At 34.2% G+C, this 25,539-nt stretch carries 17 protein-coding genes and 1 riboswitch; of the genes, 10 read left to right on the top strand and 7 right to left on the bottom strand.

Translation table 11 applies throughout. The features are described 5' to 3' along the window. The first annotated feature begins 9 nt into the window (after positions 1-9). From argB to argH, 3 genes are all read left to right on the top strand, one after another. Positions 10-786, top strand: a complete 777-nt coding sequence (argB, locus tag ACJBCC_RS06025; RefSeq protein WP_299102020.1) for an acetylglutamate kinase — start codon at positions 10-12, stop codon at positions 784-786. Then, on the top strand, positions 783-1,844 hold the full coding sequence (locus ACJBCC_RS06020) for a M20 family metallo-hydrolase (protein WP_299102021.1): 1,062 nt from the start codon (positions 783-785) through the stop codon (positions 1,842-1,844). The genes argB and ACJBCC_RS06020 overlap by 4 nt, the downstream gene beginning before the upstream one ends. Before the next feature lie 142 nt (positions 1,845-1,986). After that, positions 1,987-3,261: an argininosuccinate lyase gene (gene argH, locus ACJBCC_RS06015; protein ID WP_299102023.1), complete on the top strand. Its 1,275-nt coding sequence runs from the start codon at positions 1,987-1,989 to the stop codon at positions 3,259-3,261. Between the two features lie 139 nt (positions 3,262-3,400). Here the strand turns inward: argH and ACJBCC_RS06010 are convergent, their stop codons facing one another. Beyond that, positions 3,401-4,864, bottom strand: coding sequence for a glutamate synthase subunit beta (locus ACJBCC_RS06010; protein ID WP_407556665.1), 1,464 nt, complete (start codon positions 4,862-4,864; stop codon positions 3,401-3,403). A gap of 4 nt (positions 4,865-4,868) precedes the next feature. Continuing rightward, a complete protein-coding gene (gene gltB, locus ACJBCC_RS06005) occupies positions 4,869-9,383 on the bottom strand; it encodes a glutamate synthase large subunit (RefSeq protein WP_299102027.1) in 4,515 nt (1,504 codons plus the stop codon). A 445-nt stretch (positions 9,384-9,828) separates the two neighbouring features. Here gltB and ACJBCC_RS06000 point away from each other — a divergent pair, with 445 nt between their 5' ends. The 4 genes from ACJBCC_RS06000 (at position 9,829) to ACJBCC_RS05985 (ending at position 14,029) form a co-directional block, all read left to right on the top strand. After that, a complete protein-coding gene (locus ACJBCC_RS06000) occupies positions 9,829-10,848 on the top strand; it encodes an outer membrane beta-barrel protein (RefSeq protein WP_299102029.1) in 1,020 nt (339 codons plus the stop codon). 28 nt (positions 10,849-10,876) lie between these two features. Next, complete coding sequence (locus ACJBCC_RS05995; protein ID WP_299102031.1) at positions 10,877-12,175, top strand: ammonium transporter; 1,299 nt, start codon at positions 10,877-10,879, stop codon at positions 12,173-12,175. Between the two features lie 264 nt (positions 12,176-12,439). Further along, the gene (locus tag ACJBCC_RS05990; protein WP_299102034.1) at positions 12,440-12,778 is read left to right on the top strand and encodes a P-II family nitrogen regulator; all 339 of its coding nucleotides are present in this window, start codon (positions 12,440-12,442) and stop codon (positions 12,776-12,778) included. 6 nt (positions 12,779-12,784) lie between these two features. Beyond that, a complete protein-coding gene (locus ACJBCC_RS05985; RefSeq protein ID WP_407556664.1) occupies positions 12,785-14,029 on the top strand; it encodes an ammonium transporter in 1,245 nt (414 codons plus the stop codon). A gap of 125 nt (positions 14,030-14,154) precedes the next feature. Here the strand turns inward: ACJBCC_RS05985 and ACJBCC_RS05980 are convergent, their stop codons facing one another. From ACJBCC_RS05980 to ACJBCC_RS05960, 5 genes are all read right to left on the bottom strand, one after another. After that, positions 14,155-16,734, bottom strand: a complete 2,580-nt coding sequence (locus tag ACJBCC_RS05980) for a phosphoenolpyruvate carboxylase (RefSeq protein WP_299102039.1) — start codon at positions 16,732-16,734, stop codon at positions 14,155-14,157. Positions 16,735-16,740: 6 nt separating this feature from the next. Continuing rightward, positions 16,741-17,859, bottom strand: coding sequence for a 3-isopropylmalate dehydrogenase (gene leuB, locus ACJBCC_RS05975; protein ID WP_299102041.1), 1,119 nt, complete (start codon positions 17,857-17,859; stop codon positions 16,741-16,743). A 61-nt stretch (positions 17,860-17,920) separates the two neighbouring features. Further along, positions 17,921-18,508 carry a 3-isopropylmalate dehydratase small subunit gene (gene leuD, locus ACJBCC_RS05970; protein ID WP_407556663.1) on the bottom strand — a complete coding sequence of 196 codons (588 nt, stop codon included), beginning with the start codon at positions 18,506-18,508 and terminating at the stop codon, positions 17,921-17,923. Beyond that, the gene (leuC, locus tag ACJBCC_RS05965; protein WP_299102045.1) at positions 18,508-19,893 is read right to left on the bottom strand and encodes a 3-isopropylmalate dehydratase large subunit; all 1,386 of its coding nucleotides are present in this window, start codon (positions 19,891-19,893) and stop codon (positions 18,508-18,510) included. Before leuC ends, leuD begins: the two co-directional genes overlap by 1 nt. Then, on the bottom strand, positions 19,894-21,069 hold the full coding sequence (locus tag ACJBCC_RS05960; RefSeq protein WP_299102047.1) for a 2-isopropylmalate synthase: 1,176 nt from the start codon (positions 21,067-21,069) through the stop codon (positions 19,894-19,896). It abuts the gene before it with no gap. A 148-nt stretch (positions 21,070-21,217) separates the two neighbouring features. On the opposite strand from ACJBCC_RS05960, the gene ACJBCC_RS05955 reads away from it, so the two are divergent. From ACJBCC_RS05955 to ACJBCC_RS05945, 3 genes are all read left to right on the top strand, one after another. Then, a complete protein-coding gene (locus ACJBCC_RS05955; protein ID WP_299102188.1) occupies positions 21,218-22,765 on the top strand; it encodes a hypothetical protein in 1,548 nt (515 codons plus the stop codon). A gap of 103 nt (positions 22,766-22,868) precedes the next feature. Continuing rightward, a riboswitch (SAM riboswitch) is annotated at positions 22,869-22,992 on the top strand. Positions 22,993-23,136: 144 nt separating this feature from the next. Beyond that, positions 23,137-24,429 (top strand): O-acetylhomoserine aminocarboxypropyltransferase/cysteine synthase family protein, encoded by a 1,293-nt coding sequence (locus tag ACJBCC_RS05950; RefSeq protein ID WP_407556661.1) that lies wholly within the window; start codon positions 23,137-23,139, stop codon positions 24,427-24,429. 92 nt (positions 24,430-24,521) lie between these two features. Next, complete coding sequence (locus tag ACJBCC_RS05945) at positions 24,522-25,529, top strand: alpha/beta fold hydrolase (protein ID WP_299102051.1); 1,008 nt, start codon at positions 24,522-24,524, stop codon at positions 25,527-25,529. The last annotated feature ends 10 nt before the right edge of the window (positions 25,530-25,539 follow it).

Here is a 25,539-nt window from a genome sequence, read left to right as displayed (position 1 = left end):
GACTATAAAATGAAAACAATAAAAGTCATAAAAATAGGTGGGAACATCATCGATAATGAAGAAGCACTAGCTGCATTTCTCAAAGATTTTGCGACTATAGTTGGTCCAAAAGTTTTGGTTCATGGAGGTGGCAAATTGGCAACAAAACTGGCCGAACAAATGAATATTCCTGTAAAAATGACTGATGGCAGACGTATCACAGACCCAGAAACTTTAGATATTATCACTATGGTTTATGCAGGCAAAATCAACAAAAATATTGTCGCTCAGTTACAAGCCAATAATTGCAATGCTATTGGATTTTCTGGTGCAGACGGAAATACGATTGTTTCGGAAAAACGACCTATTAAAACTATGGATTACGGTTTTGTTGGCGATGTAAAAAAGGTAAATACAAATGTTTTAGAGATTTTATTAAACAACAATATTACACCTGTCTTTTGCGCAATCTCTCATGATGAAAATGGACAATTATTAAACACGAATGCAGATACGATTGCTTCAGAATTAGCCATCGGATTATCATCAATTTTCAATACAGAATTATATTATTGTTTCGAAAAGAATGGTGTTCTTGAAGATGTAGAAAATGATGATTCTGTTATTGAAAACATCAACACAGAAAACTACAAAACATTAAAAGAAAACAATATCATATTTGAAGGCATGTTGCCGAAATTAGACAACTGTTTTCATGCAATACATAAAAACGTTCAAAAAGTTTGTATCGGAAAATCAGATATGCTTTTCAATACCAACAACAAACATACAACCATTACAAAATGATTGAAAAATTAACAACAGAAGCTATTGCTTTACTGAAGGAACTTATAGAAACACAGTCATTTTCTGCAGAAGAAGACAACACTGCATTGCTTATTGAAGGCTGGTTTACAACACACAATGTGCCTTTCAAAAGAAACAACCACAACATTTGGTCTACCAACAAATATTTTGACGAGAGCAAACCAACCCTATTATTAAACTCGCATCACGATACGGTAAAACCAAATTCTGGTTACACTAAAGACCCATTAAAAGCCATTGTAGAAGATGGTAAATTATATGGTTTAGGCAGTAATGATGCAGGTGGATGCTTGGTATCTTTAATTGCTACGTTCACATATTTCTACAACAAAAAAGACCTCAACTATAATTTAGTCATTGTAGCTTCTGCCGAAGAAGAAAACAGTGGACCAAACGGATTGAATAGTATGTTGTCCATCATTCCAAAAATAGATGTGGCTATTGTTGGCGAACCCACTTTAATGAATTTAGCGGTTGCAGAAAAAGGATTAGTCGTTTTTGACGCTAAAGTAAAAGGAACTGCTAGCCATGCTGCACACCCAAACAATGACAATTCAATATATAACACTATTGATGTTTTAAAATGGTTTCAAGACTATAAATTTGAAAGAAAATCGCCAGTTTTAGGCGATGTAAAAATGACCGTTACGCAGATTAATGCTGGTAAACAACATAATGCGGTTCCTGCAGAAGTGGATTTAGTTGTTGATGTACGTGTGAATGATAAATACACCAATCAACAAATTGCTGATATTTTAACTCAGAAATCGCCATGTACAAGTATTACAGCACGAAGTTTAAGATTAAATTCGTCTTCAATTTCTAGTAATCATGAGCTAGTAAAAGCCGGAATTGAATTAGGAAGAGAAACTTACGGTTCGCCTACACTTTCTGACCAATCTGTTTTAACTTGTCAGTCATTAAAATTAGGACCAGGAGATAGTACACGTTCGCACACCGCAGATGAGTTTATTTATTTGGCTGAGATTGAGGAAGGTGTTGATTTGTATATTAAGTTGTTGGAAAAGGTATTATAACAGTGCTGTCATTCCTGCGAATGCAGGAATCCAAAAACAAACTGAAATTTAAAAATAGATTCCTGCCTTCGCAGGAATGACATAACAATAAAAGTTTAACTAAAAATGAAAGCAGAGATTCCTGCTTTCGCAGGAATATATTATGAAACTTTGGGACAAAGGCTATTCAATAGATAAAAAAATAGAATTATTTACCGTTGGTAACGATAGAGAAATTGACATGCATATCGCAAAATATGATGTTGAAGCATCGAGAGCTCATGCTGTGATGTTAGAGTCTATCGGAATTATAACTTCTGATGAATTGGAGCAATTAAAATCAGGATTAAAAGTTTTAGCCGAATCAATTGATGCTGGAACATTTACAATTGAAGATTCTTTTGAAGATGTACATTCTAAAATAGAACATGAACTCACAAAAACCTTAGGCGACGTCGGAAAGAAAATCCATACAGCACGTTCTAGAAACGATCAAGTTTTAGTTGCACTTCAACTTTACTATAAGGAGAACTTACAAATCATAAATGATAAAACTAAAACGTTTTTTGATACACTATTAGGTCTTGCTGAAACGCATAAAACGAAACTTTTACCAGGTTACACGCATTTGCAAGTTGCTATGCCATCCTCTTTTGGATTATGGTTTTCTGCCTATGCGGAATTACTAATTGATGATGTTTATGTTTTAAATGCGGTTTCAAAAATTACTGACCAAAATGTTTTAGGTTCGGCTGCTGGTTACGGAAGTTCGTTTCCTATTGATAGAGATATCACGACCAAAGAATTAGGGTTTTCAACTTTAAAATATAATGTAGTTGCCGCACAATTAAGTAGAGGAAAGAGTGAGCGTGCTATTGCAAGTGCGCTAGGTGGCTTATGTAATACTATGGCACGTTTTGCTATGGATATTTGCTTGTATATGAGTCAGAATTTTGGGTTTATTACATTTCCAGATGAGTTAACCACAGGAAGTAGCATTATGCCACACAAAAAGAATCCTGATGTGTTTGAATTGATTAGAGGAAAATGTAATAAAATTCAAGCTTTACATTCTGAAATGTTATTGATTACTAATAATTTACCAAGTGGTTACCACAGAGACTTTCAATTACTAAAAGAAAACATTATTAATGCTTTTGAAGACGTAAAGGATATTTTAGACATCTTTACGTATTCCATTCAACAAATCATTGTAAAAGATATTGACCTCAACGATGAGAAATATCAATATTTATTTACAGTAGATAGCATAAACAATTTAGTGGTTGATGGTATGAGCTTTAGAGAAGCGTATCAAAAAATTGGAAGCCAAGTACAAGCAGGAACTTACCAACCCGATTTAGGAAAAGAACATTCACATATTGGTAGTATTCATAATTTGTGTTTAGATGAAATTAGAAAGAAGTTTCCTAATTAAAAAATCCCTTAAAGTCTCCTCAAGGGGACAATCCTAAAAATATACTTCGAGCTATTGTCCTCTTGAGAGGATTTTAGAGATATAAACACAAAAAGCATCCGTTTCCAGATGCTTTTTGTGTTTAAAATATATTCTTCATTTATAGTCCGACTAAATCGCCTTCTTCATTCTTAGTCGCCAAATCCGATTTACCCATTAAGTAAATATCAACTTGTCTGGCAGCTTCTCTTCCTTCTGAAATAGCCCAAACAATTAGAGATTGTCCTCTTCGCATATCTCCTGCTGTGAAAATATTTGGAATGTTAGTTTGGTATTTTCCGTAACTCGCTTTGTAGTTAGAACGTACGTCTCTGCCTAAACCTAATTTATCTGCAATTGTAGATTCCGGACCTGTAAAACCTAAGGCTAATAATGCTAAATCACATTTCCACGTTTTTTCAGTACCAGCAATCTCAACAAGTTTTGGTCGTTCTCCAGGTACCATTTCCCATTCTACATTTACAGTTTTTAAGGCTGTTAATTTACCTTTTGCGTTAGTGACAAACTCTTTTGTGTTTATTAACCAGTTACGTTCTACACCTTCTTTATGAGAAGAGGATGTCTTTAACTGCAATGGCCAATATGGCCAAGGTGTTGTTGGCGAACGATGTCCTGGCGGTTTTGGCATAATTTCAAAATTCACGACTGATTTTGCGCCTTGACGATTCGATGTACCAATACAATCAGATCCTGTATCTCCACCTCCAATTACAATCACATTTTTACCAGTCGCTAAAACTTGATTTTTTATCTTTTGCCCAAAAACAACCTTAGTTTGTTGTGTTAAAAAGTCCATAGCTTGCACTACTCCTTCTGCATCAATTCCTGGTGTTGGTAAACTTCTTCTTTCAGTTGCTCCTCCACAAAGTACTACAGCATCAAACTTTTTCAACTCTTCAACATCATAATTTACACCAACATTAACATTAGTTTTAAATACAATACCTTCAGCTTCAAGAATCGCTAAACGACGATCTATGATACCTTTTTCCATTTTAAAATTTGGAATACCATAACGCAATAGACCTCCAATAGCATCATCACGTTCAAAAACAGTAACTGTATGACCAGCTCTATTTAATTGTTGTGCAGCTGCTAAGCCTGCAGGACCAGAACCTACGACAGCAATCGTTTTTCCTGTTCTTACTTTTGGTGGTTGTGGTTTAATCCAACCTTCTTTAAAAGCACGTTCTACTATATTTTTTTCAATATTCTCTATCGATACTGGATCTTCAATTATACCTAAAACACATGCTTGTTCGCATGGCGCAGGACATAGTCTTCCTGTAAATTCAGGAAAATTATTTGTTGAGTGCAAAATCCAAGAAGCCTTTTGCCATTCGCCTTGGTGCACCATATGATTAAAATCTGGAATTAGATTACCAAGCGGACAACCACTATGACAAAACGGAATTCCACAATCCATGCAACGTGACCCTTGTTCGGTCATGTCCTTATCATTCAATGGCACTGTAAATTCCTTGTAATGTTTTACACGATCCTTTACGGGCTTGTATGACTCATCTTTTCTTTCGAATTCTTTAAAACCTGTTACTTTTCCCATTGTCCTATACTGTTTCTAATTCTTCAACCATTTGTTCTTCTGTCTCTAAACGTTTTAAAGCACGTTTGTATTCCGTAGGCATAACGCGTACAAAATTCTTCAAGCTTGTTTCCCAATCTGCTAATAGAGATTTTCCTAACTCACTGTTAGTATATTTTACATGTTTCTCTATTATCGATTTTAAATCGTTTGCATCTTTCTTCAGAATTTTTTCAAAATCTATAGTTTCGGTATTACACAAACCATTTTTAAACTTGTTTTCTGGATCGTACACATAAGCGATTCCTCCACTCATTCCTGCTGCGAAGTTTCGTCCTGTTTTGCCAAGAACCACTACTTTTCCACCAGTCATGTATTCACAACAGTGATCTCCAACACCTTCTACAACTGCAGTTGCTCCAGAGTTTCTAACTGCAAATCGTTCGCCTGCTATTCCGTTGATATAAGCTTGTCCTTCAACAGCTCCAAATAAACACACATTACCAATGATGATATTATCTTCTGCTTTAAAATCTGCCTTTTCAGGTTTCTTTACAATTAATTTGGCTCCAGATAATCCTTTACCTAAATAATCATTGGTGTTTCCTTGAAGATTAAAAGTTAATCCGTGAGCTCCGAAAGCCCCGAAACTTTGTCCTGCTGAACCTTCAAAATTGATATTTAAGGTATCTTCAGGTAATCCTAAATGGCCATATATTTTTGAAATCTCATTACTCACAATAGCACCTACAGTTCTGTCTGTATTTTTAATTGGATAAGCCAAGGTCATCTGCTCTTTTCTGTATAAAGCACGATGTGAATCTTTTAGAATTTTGAAATCTAAAACATTATCTAAATTATGATCTTGCTTCTCAGTATTCTTAACCGTCATTTGATTGTACACTTCTGGTCTATGTAAAATTGAAGATAAATCTAAGCCTTTAGCTTTGTAATGTTTAATAGCTTTATTGGCATTAATTTTATGTGTTTGACCAACCATTTCTGCCATAGATCTAAACCCTAATTCCGCCATAATGCTTCTCAATTCTTCTGCAATATAATAGAAGAAATTAATCACATGTTCTGGTGTGCCTTTAAAGTTTTTACGCAATTCTTTGTCTTGTGTTGCTATACCTACAGGGCATGTATTTAAATGACATTTTCGCATCATAATACAACCCGAAGCTACTAATGGTGCAGTTGCAAAACCAAATTCCTCAGCTCCTAATAATGCTGCAATAGCAACATCACGACCTGTTTTTAGTTGTCCATCACATTCTACAACAATTCTACTTCTTAGGTTATTAAGCACTAAGGTTTGTTGTGCCTCTGCCAATCCAAGTTCCCAAGGTAAACCAGCATGTTTTAGTGATGTTAAGGGCGAAGCTCCTGTGCCTCCATCATAGCCAGCTATAAGTACTACGTCGGCTTTTGCTTTTGCAACACCAGCCGCAATGGTACCAACACCAACTTCTGAAACTAGTTTCACGTTAATTCTAGCCTCGCGATTAGCATTTTTTAAATCGTAAATTAATTGTGCTAAATCCTCTATAGAATAAATATCGTGATGTGGTGGCGGCGAAATTAAACCAACAAAAGGGGTTGAATTTCTTGCTGCCGCAATCCAAGGCAATACCTTTTCACCTGGCAATTGACCTCCTTCGCCTGGCTTGGCACCTTGCGCCATTTTTATCTGAATCTCTTTAGCATTCGTTAAATAATGTGACGTTACACCAAAACGACCAGAAGCTACTTGCTTAATTGCAGAATTTCTACTATCTCCATTTACATCTGGCTGAAAACGTCTTCTATCTTCTCCTCCTTCTCCAGAATTAGATTTACCTCCAATTCTATTCATGGCAATGGCTAAATTCTCATGCGCTTCACGAGAAATAGACCCATAAGACATCGCTCCTGTTTTAAAACGTTTCACGATTTCCGTCCAAGGCTCTACCTCTTCAATTGGAATTGGATCTATATTATTAAATTCGAATAACCCTCGAATGGTCATTAAATTTTTTGATTGCTCATTGATGGTTTTTGCGTACACATCATAACTCGCCTGGTCGCTTAAACGAACCGCTTGTTGTAATTTGGCAACCGTTGTTGGATTAAATAAATGCTTTTCTCCATTACGTCTCCATCTGTAATCTCCACCAATGTTTAAACCTAAACGCTTGTCTAAGACATTACTTGGATACGCGTGTTGGTAGCGTTTATCAATTTCTTTTTCAATTTCATATAGTCCTATACCTTCAATTCTTGATGCTGTATATGGAAAATATTTTTCTACGAATTGCGAATTGAAACCTACGATTTCGAAAATTTGAGATCCTCTGTAAGAACGTAATGTCGAAATTCCGATTTTGTTCATTACTTTAAGAATCCCTTTTCCGATGGCTTTATTGAAATTATCAACTGCTTTTTGCTCGTCCATATCAGTAATGAAACCATCTGTCACTTGCATTCTAATAATTTCGTTAACCATATATGGATTTACTGCACTTGCTCCATAACCAAATAAGGTTGCGAAATGATGTGGCTCACGTGGTTCTGCAGATTCAATAATAATATCGAAATACGAACGCTTACGCAAACGGTTCATTTGATGACTTACATAAGAACACGCTAACAACGCAGGAATTGGCGCCATTACCTTACTCACACCTCTATCAGATAAAATGATGATATTGGTTTTTCGAGTCAGTGCTTTTTCTATTTGAATAATAATATTGTCTAAAGCATCTTCTAGTCCGTTAAGTCCTTTATCTTTTTGATACAGTAACTCTACTGTTTCAGCTTTAAAACCTTCAACTTGAATGTTTCTAATTTTTGCTAAATCGTCATTTGAAATTACTGGATTCTGAATTTTCAATTTTCTACATTGTCTTTCTGTAATGCTGAAAATATTTCTATCCTTTCCTAAAGATAAACTAATATCTGTTACAATTTCTTCTCTAATTCCGTCTAAAGGCGGATTAGTAACTTGCGCGAATAATTGCTTAAAATAATTTGAAATTAATTGCGGCTTGTTAGACAAAACCGCTAAAGGTGTATCGATTCCCATTGAGCCCAAAGCTTCTTTTGCTTTTTGAGCCATTGGTGTGATAACCTCTTGAATATCTTCGTATGTATAATTAAAGAGACGTTGTCTTGTTTTAATATCTAACAGTTCCACAGGACAAGTTTCGCCTGTGTATGGAATATCTTTTAAATGTAATCTTGTTTTATCTAACCATTCTTGATAAGGTCTTTCCTTAACGATTTTGCTTTTTATTTCTTCGTCATTAATTATACGACCTTGGTTCATGTCTACCAAAAACATTTTACCAGGTTCTAAGCGACCGTGACTTTCTACATCTTCTGGATCAATATCAACCACTCCAATTTCTGAAGACATAATTAGTTTACCACTTTTTGTAACGGTATATCTTGAAGGTCTTAATCCGTTTCTATCTAAAAGCGCACCTATATAATTACCATCCGTAAATGGCACAGAAGCTGGTCCGTCCCAAGGCTCCATAATACAAGCGTTATAATCATAAAAGGCTTTACGCTCTGGCGACATTGTAGCATGTTTCTCCCATGCTTCTGGTATCATCATCATCATAACTTCTGGCAGAGAACGCCCTGTATGCGTTAACAATTCTACTACCATATCCATAGATGCAGAATCTGATTTTCCGGGTAAAATAATCGGAAATAATTTATCTATTTGTGGTCCAAAGACCTCACTTTTCATGATTTCTTCACGAACACGCATTCTACTCACATTGCCACGAAGGGTATTAATTTCTCCATTCTGACACATAAATCGGAATGGCTGCGCCAATTCCCAAGTTGGCATTGTATTAGTAGAAAAACGTTGGTGTACTAAAGCCAATCTAGTAACCAAATCGTCTTCTTGTAAATCTTTATAATAAGGACCTATATCTTCGGGCATGATAATACCTTTATATATAAGTGTATTCATTGACAAGCTAGACACATAGAAATAAGAGCTTTGAGACATCTTAGATTTCCTTACAGTATGCTCCGTAATCTTGCGTGCTGCATAGAGTTTCGCTTTAAAATCAGCTTCAGAAACTTCATTCGATTTACCTACGAAAAGCTGCTCTATATTTGGTTCTGAAGCTAAGGCGATTTCTCCTAATTGAGTAGAATCTACAGGCACTTCTCTCCAACCTATTACAGTCAGTCCTTGAGCGATGATTTCCTTCTCAAAATTATCCTTACAAAACTTATATTGATTTCTGTTTTTAGGCAAGAAAACCATACCTACAGCATACTTCCCTTTTACGGGAACTTTAAAGCCACAAACACGTTTAAAATACGCATGTGGAATATCTATTAAAAGACCTGCTCCATCACCCGTTTTTCCATCGGAACTTACACCACCTCGATGCTCTAATTTTTCTAGTATTTCCAGGGCATCATGTATAATTTGATTTGTCTTTTCTCCCTTTAGATTACATATGAATCCTGCGCCACAATTTTCGTGTTCAAATTCTGGTAAATAAAGTCCTTGTTTCTTAAACATATTCTGATCGTTATTTAAAGGTTTTTTACACCTTATTTCAGCTCTAATATAGATTCAAAAAACAGATAAAAAAAATAGTTGAAACAATTTTCCCAAATCGATAGTAAACAGGATTCTTATTGAAAATTTTGCAATAATATCATAATATACTATGAATTAACTAATGAAAAAAAAACAACAAATTATGTCATTTGTTGCGAAAACGATTTCGACAGTAATAAAACATTAATAATAATTCACAAAATAGACGGTTTTACTTCATTTTATTAAAAACAGAATTATTGATATTTCAATAAAAACACCATATTTAATTTTAACCCCAAAATTTATAGGGTATAAAATTACAAATTCATAAAAATTCAGTTTTTACCCCTTTTTTAAATAGGGTGTATGTAAAGTTTATATAGATTTGACCCGAACTAACTATTTTAAATATATTATAATTATGAAAAAAATCTTCACATTAACACTACTATTTATGTCAGTAGTATTAACAGCACAGGAAACTGAGGCCGTAGAGGAAACAAAATCTTTTACACTTAGTGGAAGTGTGGATGCTTATTATCAAACTTACCTAACAACATCTGATGATTCTGGGCAGTCATATGGAACTGCTTTTGCTGATCAAACTGGATTCGCTTTAGGTATGGGTAACTTAATTGCTAGTTACGAAAGTGGTAAAGTAGGTGCTGTACTTGATTTAGTTGTTGGACCAAGAGGTGCAGGCGCAACTTTTAGCGATGATATTGTTGACGGAATCGTTAATCAAGCTTATGCTTATTGGAATGTCTCAGAAAGCACAACATTAACAATGGGTCGTTTTAATACATTCTTAGGGTACGAAGTAATTGCTCCTGCAGCGAACTTTAACTACAGCACTTCCTATTTATTTTCTCATGGACCATTCTCACATTTAGGTTTAAAAGCTGATTTTGCGATATCAGAAGATTTTAGCTTAATGCTGGCTGTGATGAATCCTTGGGACACTAACAATACATCTACAACTGGAGAGTATTCATTTGGAGCTCAATTAGGATATTCTGGACAATATTTAAACTTATATTACGACAGTGGAAATAACGACGGATTAGGTTTTGAGATTGACTATACTGGTGGATTTGATCTTTCTGACGATTTTTTCTTAGGAATCAACGCTGCGTATAACGATAATGACGGTAGCGGTTTTTATGGAGCTGCATTATACCCACAATTTGCTACATCTGACGAATTCAGCATTGGATTAAGAGGGGAGTATTTTGGCTACCACGATAAAGACATAGATGATTTACCAAGTGTATTTGCTACTACTCTAACAGGAAGTTATACCGTAGAAAGCAATTTGATTATTAAGCCAGAAATCAGATTAGATTCTTGGAGCAATTGGGACGATAGATTTTTTGATGCAGATGGTGAAGATGCAAGTAGTTTAGCTGCTTTTACTTTAGCTGCAATCTACACGTTTTAACCAACAATATTAACTAACACTAACGATTATGATACCTAATATTTTAACGATTCTCCCAAGTCTTATTGCAGTACAAGATGCTGCAGAACCTACTGAAGTTGAAGCTGCTGTTGCCGCGATTAATGGCGACATGGGAATGCTATGGATGCTAATATCAGCAATCCTTGTATTCTTTATGCAAGCTGGTTTTACTCTTGTAGAAACAGGAATGACGCGTTCTAAAAACGCAGCCAACATTGCAATGAAAAACTTATTAGACATTTGTGTTGGATCACTAACATATTGGCTAGTAGGATATTCTTTAATGTATGGAGATACTTCTAATGGATGGTTTTTCTGGAGTGGTTTAATGCAAGGTGAAGGTGCTGATTTATTATTCCAAACAATGTTTGCAGCTACTGCAGCAACAATTGTTTCTGGAGCAATTGCAGGACGAACTAAGTATTCAACTTACGCTATCTTCTCAATTATAATGACTGCTCTTATTTACCCAATAGCTGGTGGATGGCAATGGCAAGGGTCTGGTTGGTTAACCAACTTAGGCTTCATTGATTTTGCAGGATCTTCAATTGTTCACTCTGTAGGAGGATGGGCTGCTTTGGTTGCTGCTTACATGGTGGGACCAAGAATTGGAAAATTTGTTGATGGAAAAGTAATGTCTATACCAGGACACAACCAAATATTAGCTACTTTAGGTGTATTTATCCTTTGGTTAGGATGGTTTGGTTTTAATGGTGGATCTCAATTAGCTTGGGGTGGTGCTGACGCTATTGGCGCTTCTAATGTTGTACTTGTAACAAACCTAGCAGCTGCTGCAGGTGGTCTTGGCGCATTAATCACAACATGGATATGGTACGGTAAACCAAATCTACCACAAACTTTAAACGGTGCCCTTGCCGGTTTAGTAAGTATTACAGCAGGATGTGGAAACATGTCTGCAGTCGGAGCTGTTTTCGCAGGTCTTATTGGTGGTGTAATTGTGGTATTCTCAATAGAATTCATTGAAAAGAAATTAAAAATTGATGACGCTATTGGCGCAGCATCTGTACATGGTGTTGCAGGAGCCTGGGGAACATTAGTAATCGGTCTTTGGGGAATAAACGGTGATGAAGGAATAGGCTTATTTAATGGTGGTGGATTTGCACAACTTGGAACACAAGCTATAGGCGTTTTAGCCTACGCTGTTTGGTCTGTAGTTTTATCATTTATTGTTCTTAAAATCTTGAAATCTACAATGGGGCTTCGAGTTACAAAAGAAGAAGAAACAGTTGGTCTTGACCTTTCTGAACATGGGGAAATTGCTTACCCAGGAAAAAGAGAAAGATAATTACAATCTTTAAATATAGTGTTGATTTAAATAATTCGATTAAAGATTAGATTTAAAAACCTTCAAAGTATTGCACTTTGAAGGTTTTCTCTGTTTAAATAACACCTTCACCCAAAAAGAACGTTGAAAAAACTAAAAGAAAGTAAATAAAAGGGGGTATAAAATAAAATATTCATAAAAATTTAGCCCAAACCCCAAATTTGGTAAGGGTGCGCATAAACTTTATATAAATTTGTCTCTTAACTAACTAAATAATTTTTTTTCATGAAAAAAGTTGAAGCCATTATTAGAAAGTCAAAATTTTCTAAAGTAAAAGACGCACTGCACGAAGTAGGCGTAAACTTCTTTTCGTATTGGGACGTTACAGGTCTTGGAAACGAAAAAGAAGGCCATGTTTACAGAGGTGTTTCTTATAGCACTAGTGATATTCAAAGACGATACTTATCAATAGTTGTTAATGACGACTTTGAAGAGGTTACAATCAAAGCCATACTTGAAGCTGCCTCTACTGGTGATGTTGGAGATGGTAAAATCTTCGTCTCTCACGTTGATGAAGTTTATAGAATAAGAACTGGTGAAAAAGGAGGACAAACTTTAAAATAAAAAAACATGGAATTATTAACTACAAATAATGTATGGATGATGATCTGTACAGCTTTAGTCTTCTTTATGCACTTAGGATTTGCATTTTTAGAAATCGGACTGACTAGACAGAAAAACACAATAAACATCTTATTTAAAAATATATTTATTATCACGGTAGGCTTATTGCTTTACTACATTGGAGGATTTAATCTTATGTATCCAGGGTTTGCTGATGGATCTTCAGGAATTTTAGATTTTGCTGGATTTGGAATTGACTTAGGAGATATGCAAAATTCATTTACTACTGCTGATGGAAGTTTATATGCTGATGGAGGCTATACATGGTACACAGACTTCTTGTTTCAAGGAATGTTTGCTGCAACTGCAGCAACTATTGTTTCAGGTGCTGTGGCTGAACGAATGAAAATTGGACCTTTTATGATTTTCACTGTGATTTATGTTGGACTGATTTACCCAATTGCTGGCTCATGGAAATGGGGTGGCGGATTTTTAGATAAATTAGGTTTCTACGATTTTGCTGGATCGACTTTAGTTCATTCTGTTGGAGGATGGGCAGCTTTAGTTGCTGTTTATTTATTAGGATCTAGAATTGGCAAATTTAAAGATGGAAAACCTCAAGCAATTCCAGGACACAACATACCTTTAGCAACTGCAGGCGTCTTAATACTTTGGCTTGGCTGGTTTGGATTTAATGGCGGTTCAGTTTTATCTGCTGACCCAGCGCTAACTTCACTAGTTTTAGTTACTACATGTTTGGCAGCTGCCTCTGGAGGAGTTGTTGCTGCTACAGTTTCATTTTTAAAGTATAAGAACTTAGATTTAACCATGTTCTTAAATGGAATTTTGGGTGGATTAGTAGGAATAACTGCTGGAGCTGACGTTATGTCTCCTGAAAGCGCAATTATTATTGGAGCCATTGCAGGAGTAATTATCGTTTTCGCCGTAGCGTTAGTTGACAAATTAAGATTAGACGACCCTGTGGGAGCAATTGCCGTACATTTAGCATGTGGTATTTGGGGCACACTTGCTGTTGGAATCTTTTCTACAAACCCAGATCATTCATTTTTAACTCAATTAATCGGAGTAGGATGCTACGCTGGTATCTGTCTTGTTTCTTCTTTCTTAATTATATTTACTTTGAAAAAGGCCGTAGGCATAAGAGTATCAGAACGAGAAGAGCTAGAAGGCCTAGATGCACATGAACATGGTATGGATGCTTATCCAGATTTTAGATTAAACGAACATTAATTGATTAATTGAACAATTAGTTCGTTAGAAAAAACCCTCGTAATGTTAACTACGAGGGTTTTTTAATAATAAAAAAAAGCCTGCAACGTATAACATTGCAGGCTTTACACTTTTATAATATTACATTACGCAGAATTACGACTAGCATTAATATTACCAAATAATGATCGCGTTACCATATTAGCGAAAATTTTAATCTGTTCTTCATCCCTTACTTCAGCCTTTTCAAGTTCTTGAATTTTCTTTAATGCATATTGCTGAATAGTTAATAATGGCAAAACAATAGATTCCCTCACAGCAATTGACGCCTTACCAGAAGGTTCTTCTTGCATCAGCTCAGTAAAACCTGTTAACTTAAGTATAAGTCGCTTCGATGTTTCGTATTCTTGATAAATAAGATTCCAGAATTCTCCATATTCTTTATCTTCTGACATATAACGCGTTAAATCAAAAAAGGATTTAGACAAGGACATCATACTGTTTTCTATTAATGTCTTGAAAAAACTAGATGTCTTAAACAAGTGTTGGACTTTTTCAAATTCATTATTATCCTCATAATGTTTTAATGCTGTCCCTACACCAAAAAATCCTGGTACATTTTGCTTTAATTGACTCCAAGAACCTACAAACGGAATTGCCCTTAAATCTTCAAACACTAAACCTTCTGCCTTACCTCGTTTAGATGGTCGACTTCCAATATTCGTTTTTGCATAGTATTTTAAAGTACTCATATGCTCCAAATACGAAATAAATTTAGGATGTGCTTTAAATGCTGAATACGCCTTATAACTGCGTTCTGACAAGTCAGTCATTACATCTCTATTTTCTGGCTCCATACTTAAATCCGTATCAGTTAACCTGTTCCCTATTCCAGAACTAATTAATTGCTCTAAATTATATTGAGACGACTCTAAAGTTCCAAAATTAGAACTAATTGTCTGGCCTTGAATAGTTAACTGCACCTCCTTATCTTCGATAGTTGGACCTAACGACGCATAAAAATTATGTGTTTTTCCACCACCTCTAGCTGGTGGTCCACCACGACCATCAAAAAAGACAACCTTTATTCCATGTTTTCTAGAAACTCTAGTTAAGTTTTCTTTTGCTTTATATATTGCCCAGTTTGCCATTAAATAACCACCATCTTTGGTACCATCACTAAAACCTAACATAATTGTTTGATTGTTGCCTCTCGATTTTAAGTGTGCAGCATAATCTGGATTTGTGTATAACTCCTCCATTACCTTAGGTGCGTTTTCTAAGTCTGTAATTGTTTCAAATAATGGTCCAATATCTACAGTTAGTTTATCATGAAACGCAACTAACTTAAGCATCGCAAACAACTGCATTACATGCAAAGTTGTTTGATTATTACTTATTATATAACGATTAGCCGCTTGCTCACCATTAGTATCTTGTATCGTCTTTATAACCTGCATTGTCTTTAAAGCCTTCAAAGATTCTTCATCCTCTATCAATGACAAATCAACTGAACCTTTAACCGTGGACAATATCTTAATCTGTTCTTGCTCAGGTAAATCATGATAGTCTTTCGGAAAAATATCGCTTCCATTTTCTATCAATGCATTAACCATATCATTAAAGAACTTAGCGTGTTTTCTACTATCTTGTCTTATATCTAAATTAGCAAAGTGAAATCCAAATAAGTGTGTTTTATTAATAAGACTATTGATTTCATCAAAATAAAGAGATTGATGCTTATCTACAATGGTTTGTCTTACAGCTTTTAATTCTGAAACAAAAAACTCTAAGGTTAAATCTGATTTTTCATTAGTTATAATGTTATACAACTCACGCTCTAAATGCGCCATTCTATCTTCAACTCCTTCAAAAGTTAACTTCCGTTTTAGCTGTCTTACATTTCTGTAATAGTTTTTAATAATAGATAGTCTTAATCTACCGGCAACTTTTAATGTTATTTCAGGTGTAACGAATGGATTCCCATCTCTATCACCTCCTGGCCAAAAACCAATATTTATAATATCATTCTCTACATGTTCTCCGTCAAAAATATTTTGTTGTATATAATCATATATACTTCCAAACGATTTATAAAATACGTTTTCTAAATACCAAATTAAACTTACCGCTTCATCAAACGGAGAAGGCTTTGCATGTTTATAAAATGGTGTTTTACCCAATTGAGCTAACAAATCATTAATTTTAAGCAAATCATTATCTCGAATAGCTTCAGTTAAATCTGTAATAATACCTAAAACGGATCCTGGATAAAATTGAGTTGGATGGGCAGTTAAAACAATTCTAACTTTAAATTCTTCTAAATACTGACGAAGCAACTCCATTTTATTACCTGCACTAACAGTCTCTTTTAAACTTCTTAGAGTTCCTATTCCATCCATGTTATTTACAACAGGAAATGCAGCATCCTCAATGGCATCAAACAATACAACTTGTCTTTCTATGTATTGAATAAATCTAAAAAGCAAATTTATTTGACTCTCAGACGAACGTCTTCCTTGGTACTTTTTAAAAAAAGTATCAACTATAGTTGTAGGATCATCTTGATTCGCAAAACCTTTTTTACAAGTCTCATGAAACAAAGGCAAAAGCGCTCCTGTTTTTGTTATAGTGTCAAAAGGAAGTGTCATAAATATACTATTGTATATCTGATATTTTGACAGTACATTCTGATTAAAGCGTGTTAACTTTGGTTGTTTTGACATGTATATTTATATTATTGTGGATTGCCCTAAGTGAATATTTTTGAAGTTTAAATTGGTGTCTTTTGGATTAAAAATAAAGTCCTCAATAAAATCTCCAACATTGGTTGTTGTAACGGTATCAATCACAGCGTTTATATCTGGAGTTGTAATATTTAATTTTAAAGATTTCTCTACAGCCAACTTAATTAACTCAGCTTCATTATGCAATCCAAAATGGCTCAGTAACATTGCTGCAGATAATATAGAAGCAATTGGGTTTGCTATACCTTTATTAGTGGCTTGAGGATAAGAACCATGAATAGGCTCAAACATTGCATATTTGTCTCCAACTGACGCCGAAGCTAACAAACCAATAGAACCACCAATTACACTTGCCTCATCACTGATGATGTCGCCAAACATATTTTCAGTTAAAATCACATCAAACTGTTTTGGGTTTAAAATCATTTGCATTGCCGCATTATCTACAAACAAAAAGTCTAATGCAACATCTGGGTAATCTTCTGCAACTTCTTTTACAACCTTTCTCCAAAGTCTTGAAGATTCTAGCACATTAGCTTTATCCACTAAAGTAACTTTATTCTCTCTATGCTGTGCAGCCGCAAAAGCCAAGTGAGCAATTCGTTCAATTTCTTCTCGAGTATACGCACACAAATCTGAAGCATAATTACCATCTTCAGACAATGCTTTTTCACCGAAATAAATACCACTAGTTAATTCTCTATAAATACAAATATCGGTACCATCAATAATATTCTTTTTTAATGGCGACTTATCTAACAAGGTCTTATACGCTTTAACTGGTCTAATGTTAGCATATAATCCCATTTCTTTTCTAAGTTTAAGCAAACCTTGCTCTGGCCTAACAGGAGCAGAAGGATCATTATCGTACTTCGGATCTCCTATGGCTCCAAACAAAATGGCATCACTCTTTTTACATAATTCTAACGTATCATCTGGTAATGCAGCACCATGCTTATCAATAGCAATTGCTCCTACATCTGCAGTTGTAAATTTAAAATTATGATTAAATTCTGAAGCAATAGCTGTCAATGCTTTAATTGCCTGCTTTGTAACTTCTGGCCCAATACCGTCTCCTGGTAAAACTGCTATATTTAATTTCATTAAATCTTCTTTTATATCCGAAATTTCGGGAAACTTATTCTGATTTTTTTACTGTTCTAATTTACACACTTTGTTTTTCAAAAGCTTCAATTTCTGTTTTTTTACTTAATAAATAATCAATATCATCATAACCATTGATTAAGCATGTTTTTTTATAAGCATCTATTTCAAAATCTTCAGATAAATCGGATTCATTGACTGAAATAGTTTGATTTTCTAGATTAACCGTTAAAACCGTCTGTGGGTTTGACTCAATTTGTTGCAATAAGTCACTCAAAAAGGCTTTAGAAACTTGTATTGGTAAGAGCCCATTATTTAAAGCATTACCTTTAAAAATATCTGCAAAGAAACTAGATACTACAACTTTAAACCCATAATCTGTAATAGCCCAAGCAGCATGCTCCCTACTCGATCCGCATCCAAAATTATCTCCAGCCACTAAAATACTGCCAGAATATTTGGAATCATTTAATACAAAACCGGCATTTACAGTTCCATCTTTATGGTATCTCCAATCTCTAAATACATTATCACCAAATCCTTTTCTATCGGTTGCTTTTAAGAAACGTGCAGGTATTATCTGGTCTGTATCTACATTCTCAATATTTAATGGAATGGCTTTAGACTGCAATGTTATAAATTTTTCCATTAATTTAATTGTTTTGAAATGTCAATAATCTTACCCTCTACAGCAGTTGCTGCTGCAACTAGCGGACTAGCTAAAATAGTTCTTGAACCTTGCCCTTGTCGTCCTTCAAAATTTCTATTAGACGTTGAGACACAATATTCTCCTTGTGGAATTTTATCGTCATTCATTGCCAAACATGCTGAACATCCTGGTTGACGTAACTCAAAACCTGCTTCTTCAAATACTGTTTTTAATCCTTCTTCTATTATCTGAGCTTCAACTTGTTTACTACCTGGAACTAACCAAGCCGTAACATTATCCGCTTTTTTCTTACCTTTTATATAATTTGCTGCAACTCTAAAATCTTCTATCCTAGAATTAGTACAACTCCCTATAAATACATAGTTTATAGGCTTATTGATTAGACTTTCACCAGCTTCAAAATCCATGTAAGCCAATGACTTTTTAAATGACGGGTTTTCATCGACAGGAATATTTTCAGAAATTTTAATTCCCATTCCTGGATTTGTTCCATAAGTAATCATTGGTTCTATATCTTCAGCATTAAAACTGTATTCCAAATCAAACTTAGCACCATCATCTGTTGGCAAAGTTTTCCAATAAGCAACTTTCTTTTCAAAATCTTCTCCTTCTGGAGCGAATTTTCGTCCTTTCACGTAATCAAAAGTAGTTTGATCTGGTGCTATCATTCCACCACGCGCTCCCATTTCAATACTCATATTACAGACAGTCATACGACCTTCCATACTCATCTCTTCAAAAACATTTCCTGCATATTCACAAAAATAACCTGTACCAGAATTTGTTCCTAATTTTGAAATAATAAAAAGAATGACATCTTTTGGTAAGACGCCATTCTTTAATTTGCCATTTACCGATACTCTTAAACTCTTAGGCTTTTTAAGTAGCAAACACTGACTCGCAAAGACTTGCGCGACCTGGCTTGTTCCTATACCAAAAGCAATAGTACCAAAGGCACCATGTGTTGAAGTGTGACTATCTCCACAGACCATGGTCATGCCTGGTTGTGTCACGCCCAACTCTGGAGCCATTACATGGACAATTCCATTATATTGATGTCCTAACTCATATAATGTAATATCGTTTTTTTTACAATTTATAGACAACTGTTCTAGCTGTTGTCTAGATAAATCATCTTTTATGGGTTGATCTTGATTTAATGTTGGTGTATTATGATCTGCCGTAGCTACAATTTGATTTGGTCTATATACAGGAATTCCACGATCTTCTAATTCATTAAAAGCTTGCGGACTTGTAACCTCATGTATTAAGTGTTTATCAATATATAGAATTTGTGGACCGTTTTCTATAGAATCTACGACGTGTGCATCCCAAACTTTATCGAATAATGTTTTTTTTGACATTTAAGCTGAAATTATTTGTTGATAAACTTTACTTTTCTCAATGATTTGATGAATATCATTATCATTAATTTCTTTCTTTTTATCGGCAAAACTCAAAAAATCTGCGTACACTTCGTCTAACTGAAGTTTTGTTAATTCGTATCCTACATTTTTAGCTCTATATGCCAAAGCTGCTCTTCCACTTCTTGCTGTTAAAACAATTGCAGACTCTGTTACCCCAACATCTTTTGGGTCTATAATTTCGTAAGTTTCACGGTTTTTTATAACACCATCTTGGTGAATACCTGAGCTATGCGCAAATGCATTTGATCCTACAATCGCTTTATTTGGCTGCGTATATATTCCCATACTATCACTAACCAATTGGCTCATTCCATAAAGCATTGAGGTATTAATATTGGTATCTAAATTAAGGTAAGGATGTTGTTTTAACACCATAACAACTTCTTCTAAAGCTGTATTACCAGCACGTTCTCCTATTCCATTGATTGTACACTCAATCTGTCTCGCGCCATTAATAACCCCTTCTATAGAATTAGCCGTTGCTAAACCTAAGTCGTTATGACAATGACAAGATAATATGGCTTTTTCAATTCCTTTTACATTTTCTTTAAGGTATTTAATTTTTGCACCATATTCACTAGGCAAACAGTAACCTGTTGTGTCTGGAATATTTAGAACTGTTGCGCCAGCCTTTATTGCAGCTTCGCATACTCTAGCCAAATACTCATTATCTGTTCTACCTGCATCTTCAGCATAGAACTCAACATCCTCTACAAATGACTTTGCATATTTTACAGCCGCAAATGCACGCTCTAAAATATCTTCTTGTGTTGTCTTAAATTTATGAACTATATGAGAATCTGAAGTTCCAATACCTGTATGAATTCTAGGTTTAGCTGCGTATTTCAAAGCCTCTGCAGCAACCTTAATATCATTTTGAACAGATCTAGTTAAACCACAGACGGTCGCATTTTTTACGATTTTAGAAATCTCCTCTACAGATCTAAAATCTCCTGGACTCGAGACGGGAAAACCGGCTTCGATAATATCAACACCAAGCTCGTCTAATTGCTCTGCTATGACTAGTTTCTGCTCTGTGTTTAATTTACAACCAGGCACTTGCTCACCATCGCGTAGTGTTGTATCAAAGATTTGTATATTGTTATTTGACATATATCAAAATATATTTATAGTATTGTCTTACGAATTTATGTTTTGAATTTCATTAATTTGTATTATGATAAATTGATTTTACGATGTTCAAAAGCACTTAAGTACTTTAAAGCATTGAAAAACAGAACAATAAGCCTTTATTCTATTGATAACTAAAGACCAAAAAGATAATTTATTTTCACTTGTAAAATCCTTGACAAAGTCTGAGAAACGACAGTTTAAACTTTACGTAGGACGACTTGGTGTAAATTCTGATTCTAAATTCTTAAAACTATTTAACCTTTTAGATAAAGCTAAGACGTATAACGAAGCTTCAATCTTAAAAAGTGGCATTGTAAAAAAATCACAGTTAGCCAACGTAAAAGCGCATTTGTATAAGCAAATTTTAATTAGTTTAAAATTAAATCCATCACATCAAAACGTACGTTTACAAATTAGAGAGCAATTAGATTTTGCCTCAATATTATATCATAAGGGATTATATAAGCAGAGTCTAAAAATTTTGGATAAGGCCAAAGAATTAGCGATAGTAAATGAAGAAAAAAATTCAGCGTTTGAAATTGTAGAACTCGAAAAAATCATTGAAGCACAATACATTACTCGTAGTATAAATACACGTGCAGATGAATTAGCGGTACAAGCCAAAGAACTAAGTTCTCAAAATGTAATTGCCAGTAAATTATCTAACTTATCACTCCAACTTTATAGTATTATTTTAAAAACAGGCTATGTTAAAAATGAAGAGGAAAGCCAAATGGTTACTCAATATTTTAACGATAGGCTTCCAAATATTAAGGGTAAAAAAATTGGGTTTAGAGAAAAATTATGGCTCTATAAAGCCTATTTATGGTATAGTTTTTTATTACAAGATTTTTTAAATTGTTATAAATATGCCTCTAAATGGGTTGATTTATTTCATCAAAATCCTAGTATGATAAATCACAATCCTGTTTTTTACTTAAAAGGCAACAATTATCTACTAGAATCTCTATTTTTTATCGGTAACAAACCAAAATTTATAAAAAAATTAGATCAATTTAAAAGCGTAGTTGATGATACAAAATTTAATAAAGATGAGAATGTTTCTACATTAATATTTTTATATACTAATTTTCACACTATCAACCAACATTTCATAGATGGTAGCTTTGAAGAAGGTCTTAATTTAATTCCTGAAATTGAAAATGATCTTATAACTTATAAAGACAGAACAGATCCGCATCACAAAATGATTTTCTATTACAAGTTTGCGAGTATGCACTTTGGAGCTGGCAACAATAAAACGTGTATTAAATACTTAGACAAAATTATTTCGAACAAAACACTGTCCATGCGCGAGGATTTGCTTTGTTTTTCAAGAGTATTAAATTTAGTCGCTCATTATGAAGCTGGTTTAGACTATCATTTAGAAACCTTATTGAGAAGCACCTATAAATTCTTAATAAAAATGAATGAACTACATGAAGTACAAAAAGAAATGATAAAGTTTATTAGAGGCCTACAAGATATTTACCCTCATGATCTTAAAAATGCTTTTAAAGAATTACACAAAACCCTCAAAACCTTTGAAGACCATCCCTTTGAACGCAGAGCATTCTTGTATTTAGACATTATTTCGTGGTTAGAAAGTAAAATTAATAACAAGCCTGTAAGTGAAATAATAAACGCTAAATATTTATCAAAATACCCATCATAATTACCTGAATCTCATAAAAAAAATATAAAAAGTGCAAATAAATTTGGAATTCTAAGTTTTGTATTGCAATATTTGTGCTCACAAAGTTCAAACACTTACTGAAATGTTATCAAGAAAGGTGGAGGGAAAGACCCATTGAAGCCTTAGCAACCCATAGACTTACTATGAAGGTGCTAAATTCTACTTGAAAGTGCAAGTCATTTTTTGCAAATTCGGATAGATAACTAAAGCCTAATTACTCATTTGTAATTAGCATTTTCTTTATAACATTTTTCTAGTATTGACGCAGCAAATTGCGTTACCAAATCATGGAATAATTATTTCTTTTTTTGGTTTGACTTAATTATTTATTATCTCAAAAAACAAGAAAAATGAGCACACAAAAATTTGCAACACAAGCGTTGCACGCAGGTCACGACACTAAACAAACTGGAGGAACTAGAGCTGTTCCTATTTATCAATCTACAGCATATGTCTTCGATGACTCAGATGATGCTGCCGGACGATTCAATTTATCTGTACCAGGATTTATTTACACAAGGTTAAATAACCCAACAAACGATATTTTAGAACAACGATTAGCGGCTTTAGAAGGTGGAATTGCAGCTGTAGCAACAGCATCTGGTACTGCAGCAATTTCAACAACACTTTTAACGTTATTAAAAGCTGGAGATCATATTGTTGCATCTAGCAGTTTATACGGAGGAACTTATAATTTACTTAGTGTAACATTACCAAGACACGGAATTACAACGACATTTGTAGATCCATCAGACCCTGAAAATTTTGCTAAAGCAGTACAAGAAAATACAAGAACAATTTTTGTAGAATCTTTAGGAAACCCTAAACTAGATGTATTAGATATAGAAGCTATTTCTAAAGCAGCAAAAGCACATAAAGTACCATTAATTGTAGATAATACAGTAGCTACACCATACTTACTAAACCCAATTGAGCATGGCGCTAATATTGTTATTCATTCACTAACTAAATATATCAACGGAAACGGTACATCATTAGGAGGTGTGGTTATTGATGCTGGTACTTTTGATTGGACTAACGGAAAATTCCCAGAATTCACCGAGCCTTCTGCTGGTTATCATGGATTAGTTTATAGTGAGGTTATTGGAGCAGCTGCATTTATTGCCAAAATTAGAATTGAAGGCTTACGTGATTATGGCGGAGCATTAAGCCCATTTAATGCATTTCAAATAATTCAAGGTTTAGAAACTTTAGAATTACGTATAAAAAAGCATAGCGAAAATGCGTTAGAGTTAGCAAAATGGCTACAAGAACAACCAGAAGTCACATGGGTAAATTATCCAGGATTGGAATCTAGCAAATACAATACACTTGCCAAAAAATACTTACCAAATGGACAGAGTGGAATCGTAACATTTGGTGCAGATGGTGGCTATGATGCTGCAAAGACAATAGCAGATACCACTAAGTTGTTTTCATTATTAGCGAATATTGGTGATACAAAATCATTAATTATTCATCCAGCGAGTACAACGCACCAGCAATTAAGTGATGACGCTCAAGAAACCACTGGTGTAACAAAAGATTTAATTCGTTTGTCTGTAGGTATAGAAAATATTGAAGACTTAAAAGCTGATTTAAAAGAGGCCTTTTCTGCAGTAAAAAAGAAACAAGCTATCTAAAAAATTTAGCCTAAAACTATATGAAACAGATGTCTTAATTTTAAGGCATCTGTTTAACTATTAAAAAGATTTCTTCAGACGTAAGAAACAGTATGAAAGAATTACAATACATATCAATCCCTAATTTTGTCACCAATTCTGGTAAGATTCATTCTATTAATTTATCATACCAAACTTTTGGTATGGCATTACATTCTGCGCCAATTATACTAGTAAATCATGCACTCACTGGGAACTCTAATGTCATTGGAGAAGATGGTTGGTGGAACGATTTAATTGGAGAGAACAAATGTATTAGCACTAATTCTTATACTATTATAGCATTTAATATTCCTGGAAATGGATATGATAATAAATCTGAAAATCTAATTGAAAATTACAAAGATTTTACTGCTAAGGATATCGCCAAACTTTTCTCTTTAGCCTTAGAAAAATTAAAAATAGAACAACTGTTTGCCGTAATAGGCGGATCAGTTGGTGGTGGATTGGCATGGGAACTAGCTATTATTAAACCCAAATTAATTCAACATTTAATACCTATAGCTACAGATTGGAAATCTACAGATTGGATCATTGCAAACTGCCATATACAAGATGCAATTTTAAACAACTCCAATCAACCTTTGGCAGATGCCAGAATGCATGCAATGACCTTATATCGCACACCAGATTCGTTAACTCAAAAATTTGGACGAACTAAGAAATCAGATACTTTATTCAATATAGAATCTTGGCTTAATTATCATGGTGATAATCTAAACAAACGTTTTAATTTATCTGCCTACAAAACGATGAACCAAGTATTAAAGACGATTGATATCTCTAGTGGAAATGAGAACTTCGTTGAAGTGGCATCTACGATTTCATCAGACATTCACATTATTACAATAAATTCTGATTTATTCTTTAAAGCTGAAGAAAACTGGAACACCTATGTGAACTTAAAAAGTAAAAAAGAGAATGTTTACATTCATGAAATAAAATCTATTCATGGGCATGATGCTTTTTTAATTGAATTCGATCAACTAGAGCGTTTTTTAAAACCAATATTTAAAGTTGATGCTAAGGTTTCTGACCTCAAAGAAAAAAATGTTGCATAAATATATTTTT

This window comes from Winogradskyella sp. 4-2091, assembly GCF_045765065.1.
Lineage (GTDB): Bacteria > Bacteroidota > Bacteroidia > Flavobacteriales > Flavobacteriaceae > Winogradskyella.
This window is presented reverse-complemented; position numbering and strand designations above follow the sequence as displayed.

Bases quoted from the DNA above. Each gene is read 5' to 3' on its own strand.
- leuB (WP_299102041.1), bottom strand. From the start codon at position 17,859: ATGAAATTAAATATAGCAGTTTTACCAGGAGACGGTATTGGGCCAGAA.
- ACJBCC_RS06020 (WP_299102021.1), top strand. From the start codon at position 783: ATGATTGAAAAATTAACAACAGAAGCTATTGCTTTACTGAAGGAACTT.
- ACJBCC_RS06000 (WP_299102029.1), top strand. From the start codon at position 9,829: ATGAAAAAAATCTTCACATTAACACTACTATTTATGTCAGTAGTATTA.
- ACJBCC_RS05950 (WP_407556661.1), top strand. From the start codon at position 23,137: ATGAGCACACAAAAATTTGCAACACAAGCGTTGCACGCAGGTCACGAC.
- ACJBCC_RS05990 (WP_299102034.1), top strand. From the start codon at position 12,440: ATGAAAAAAGTTGAAGCCATTATTAGAAAGTCAAAATTTTCTAAAGTA.
- ACJBCC_RS05945 (WP_299102051.1), top strand. From the start codon at position 24,522: ATGAAAGAATTACAATACATATCAATCCCTAATTTTGTCACCAATTCT.
- leuD (WP_407556663.1), bottom strand. From the start codon at position 18,508: ATGGAAAAATTTATAACATTGCAGTCTAAAGCCATTCCATTAAATATT.
- gltB (WP_299102027.1), bottom strand. From the start codon at position 9,383: ATGTTTAAGAAACAAGGACTTTATTTACCAGAATTTGAACACGAAAAT.
- ACJBCC_RS06010 (WP_407556665.1), bottom strand. From the start codon at position 4,864: ATGGGAAAAGTAACAGGTTTTAAAGAATTCGAAAGAAAAGATGAGTCA.
- argH (WP_299102023.1), top strand. From the start codon at position 1,987: ATGAAACTTTGGGACAAAGGCTATTCAATAGATAAAAAAATAGAATTA.
- argB (WP_299102020.1), top strand. From the start codon at position 10: ATGAAAACAATAAAAGTCATAAAAATAGGTGGGAACATCATCGATAAT.
- ACJBCC_RS05980 (WP_299102039.1), bottom strand. From the start codon at position 16,734: ATGTCAAAACAACCAAAGTTAACACGCTTTAATCAGAATGTACTGTCA.
- leuC (WP_299102045.1), bottom strand. From the start codon at position 19,893: ATGTCAAAAAAAACATTATTCGATAAAGTTTGGGATGCACACGTCGTA.
- ACJBCC_RS05995 (WP_299102031.1), top strand. From the start codon at position 10,877: ATGATACCTAATATTTTAACGATTCTCCCAAGTCTTATTGCAGTACAA.
- ACJBCC_RS05985 (WP_407556664.1), top strand. From the start codon at position 12,785: ATGGAATTATTAACTACAAATAATGTATGGATGATGATCTGTACAGCT.
- ACJBCC_RS05960 (WP_299102047.1), bottom strand. From the start codon at position 21,069: ATGTCAAATAACAATATACAAATCTTTGATACAACACTACGCGATGGT.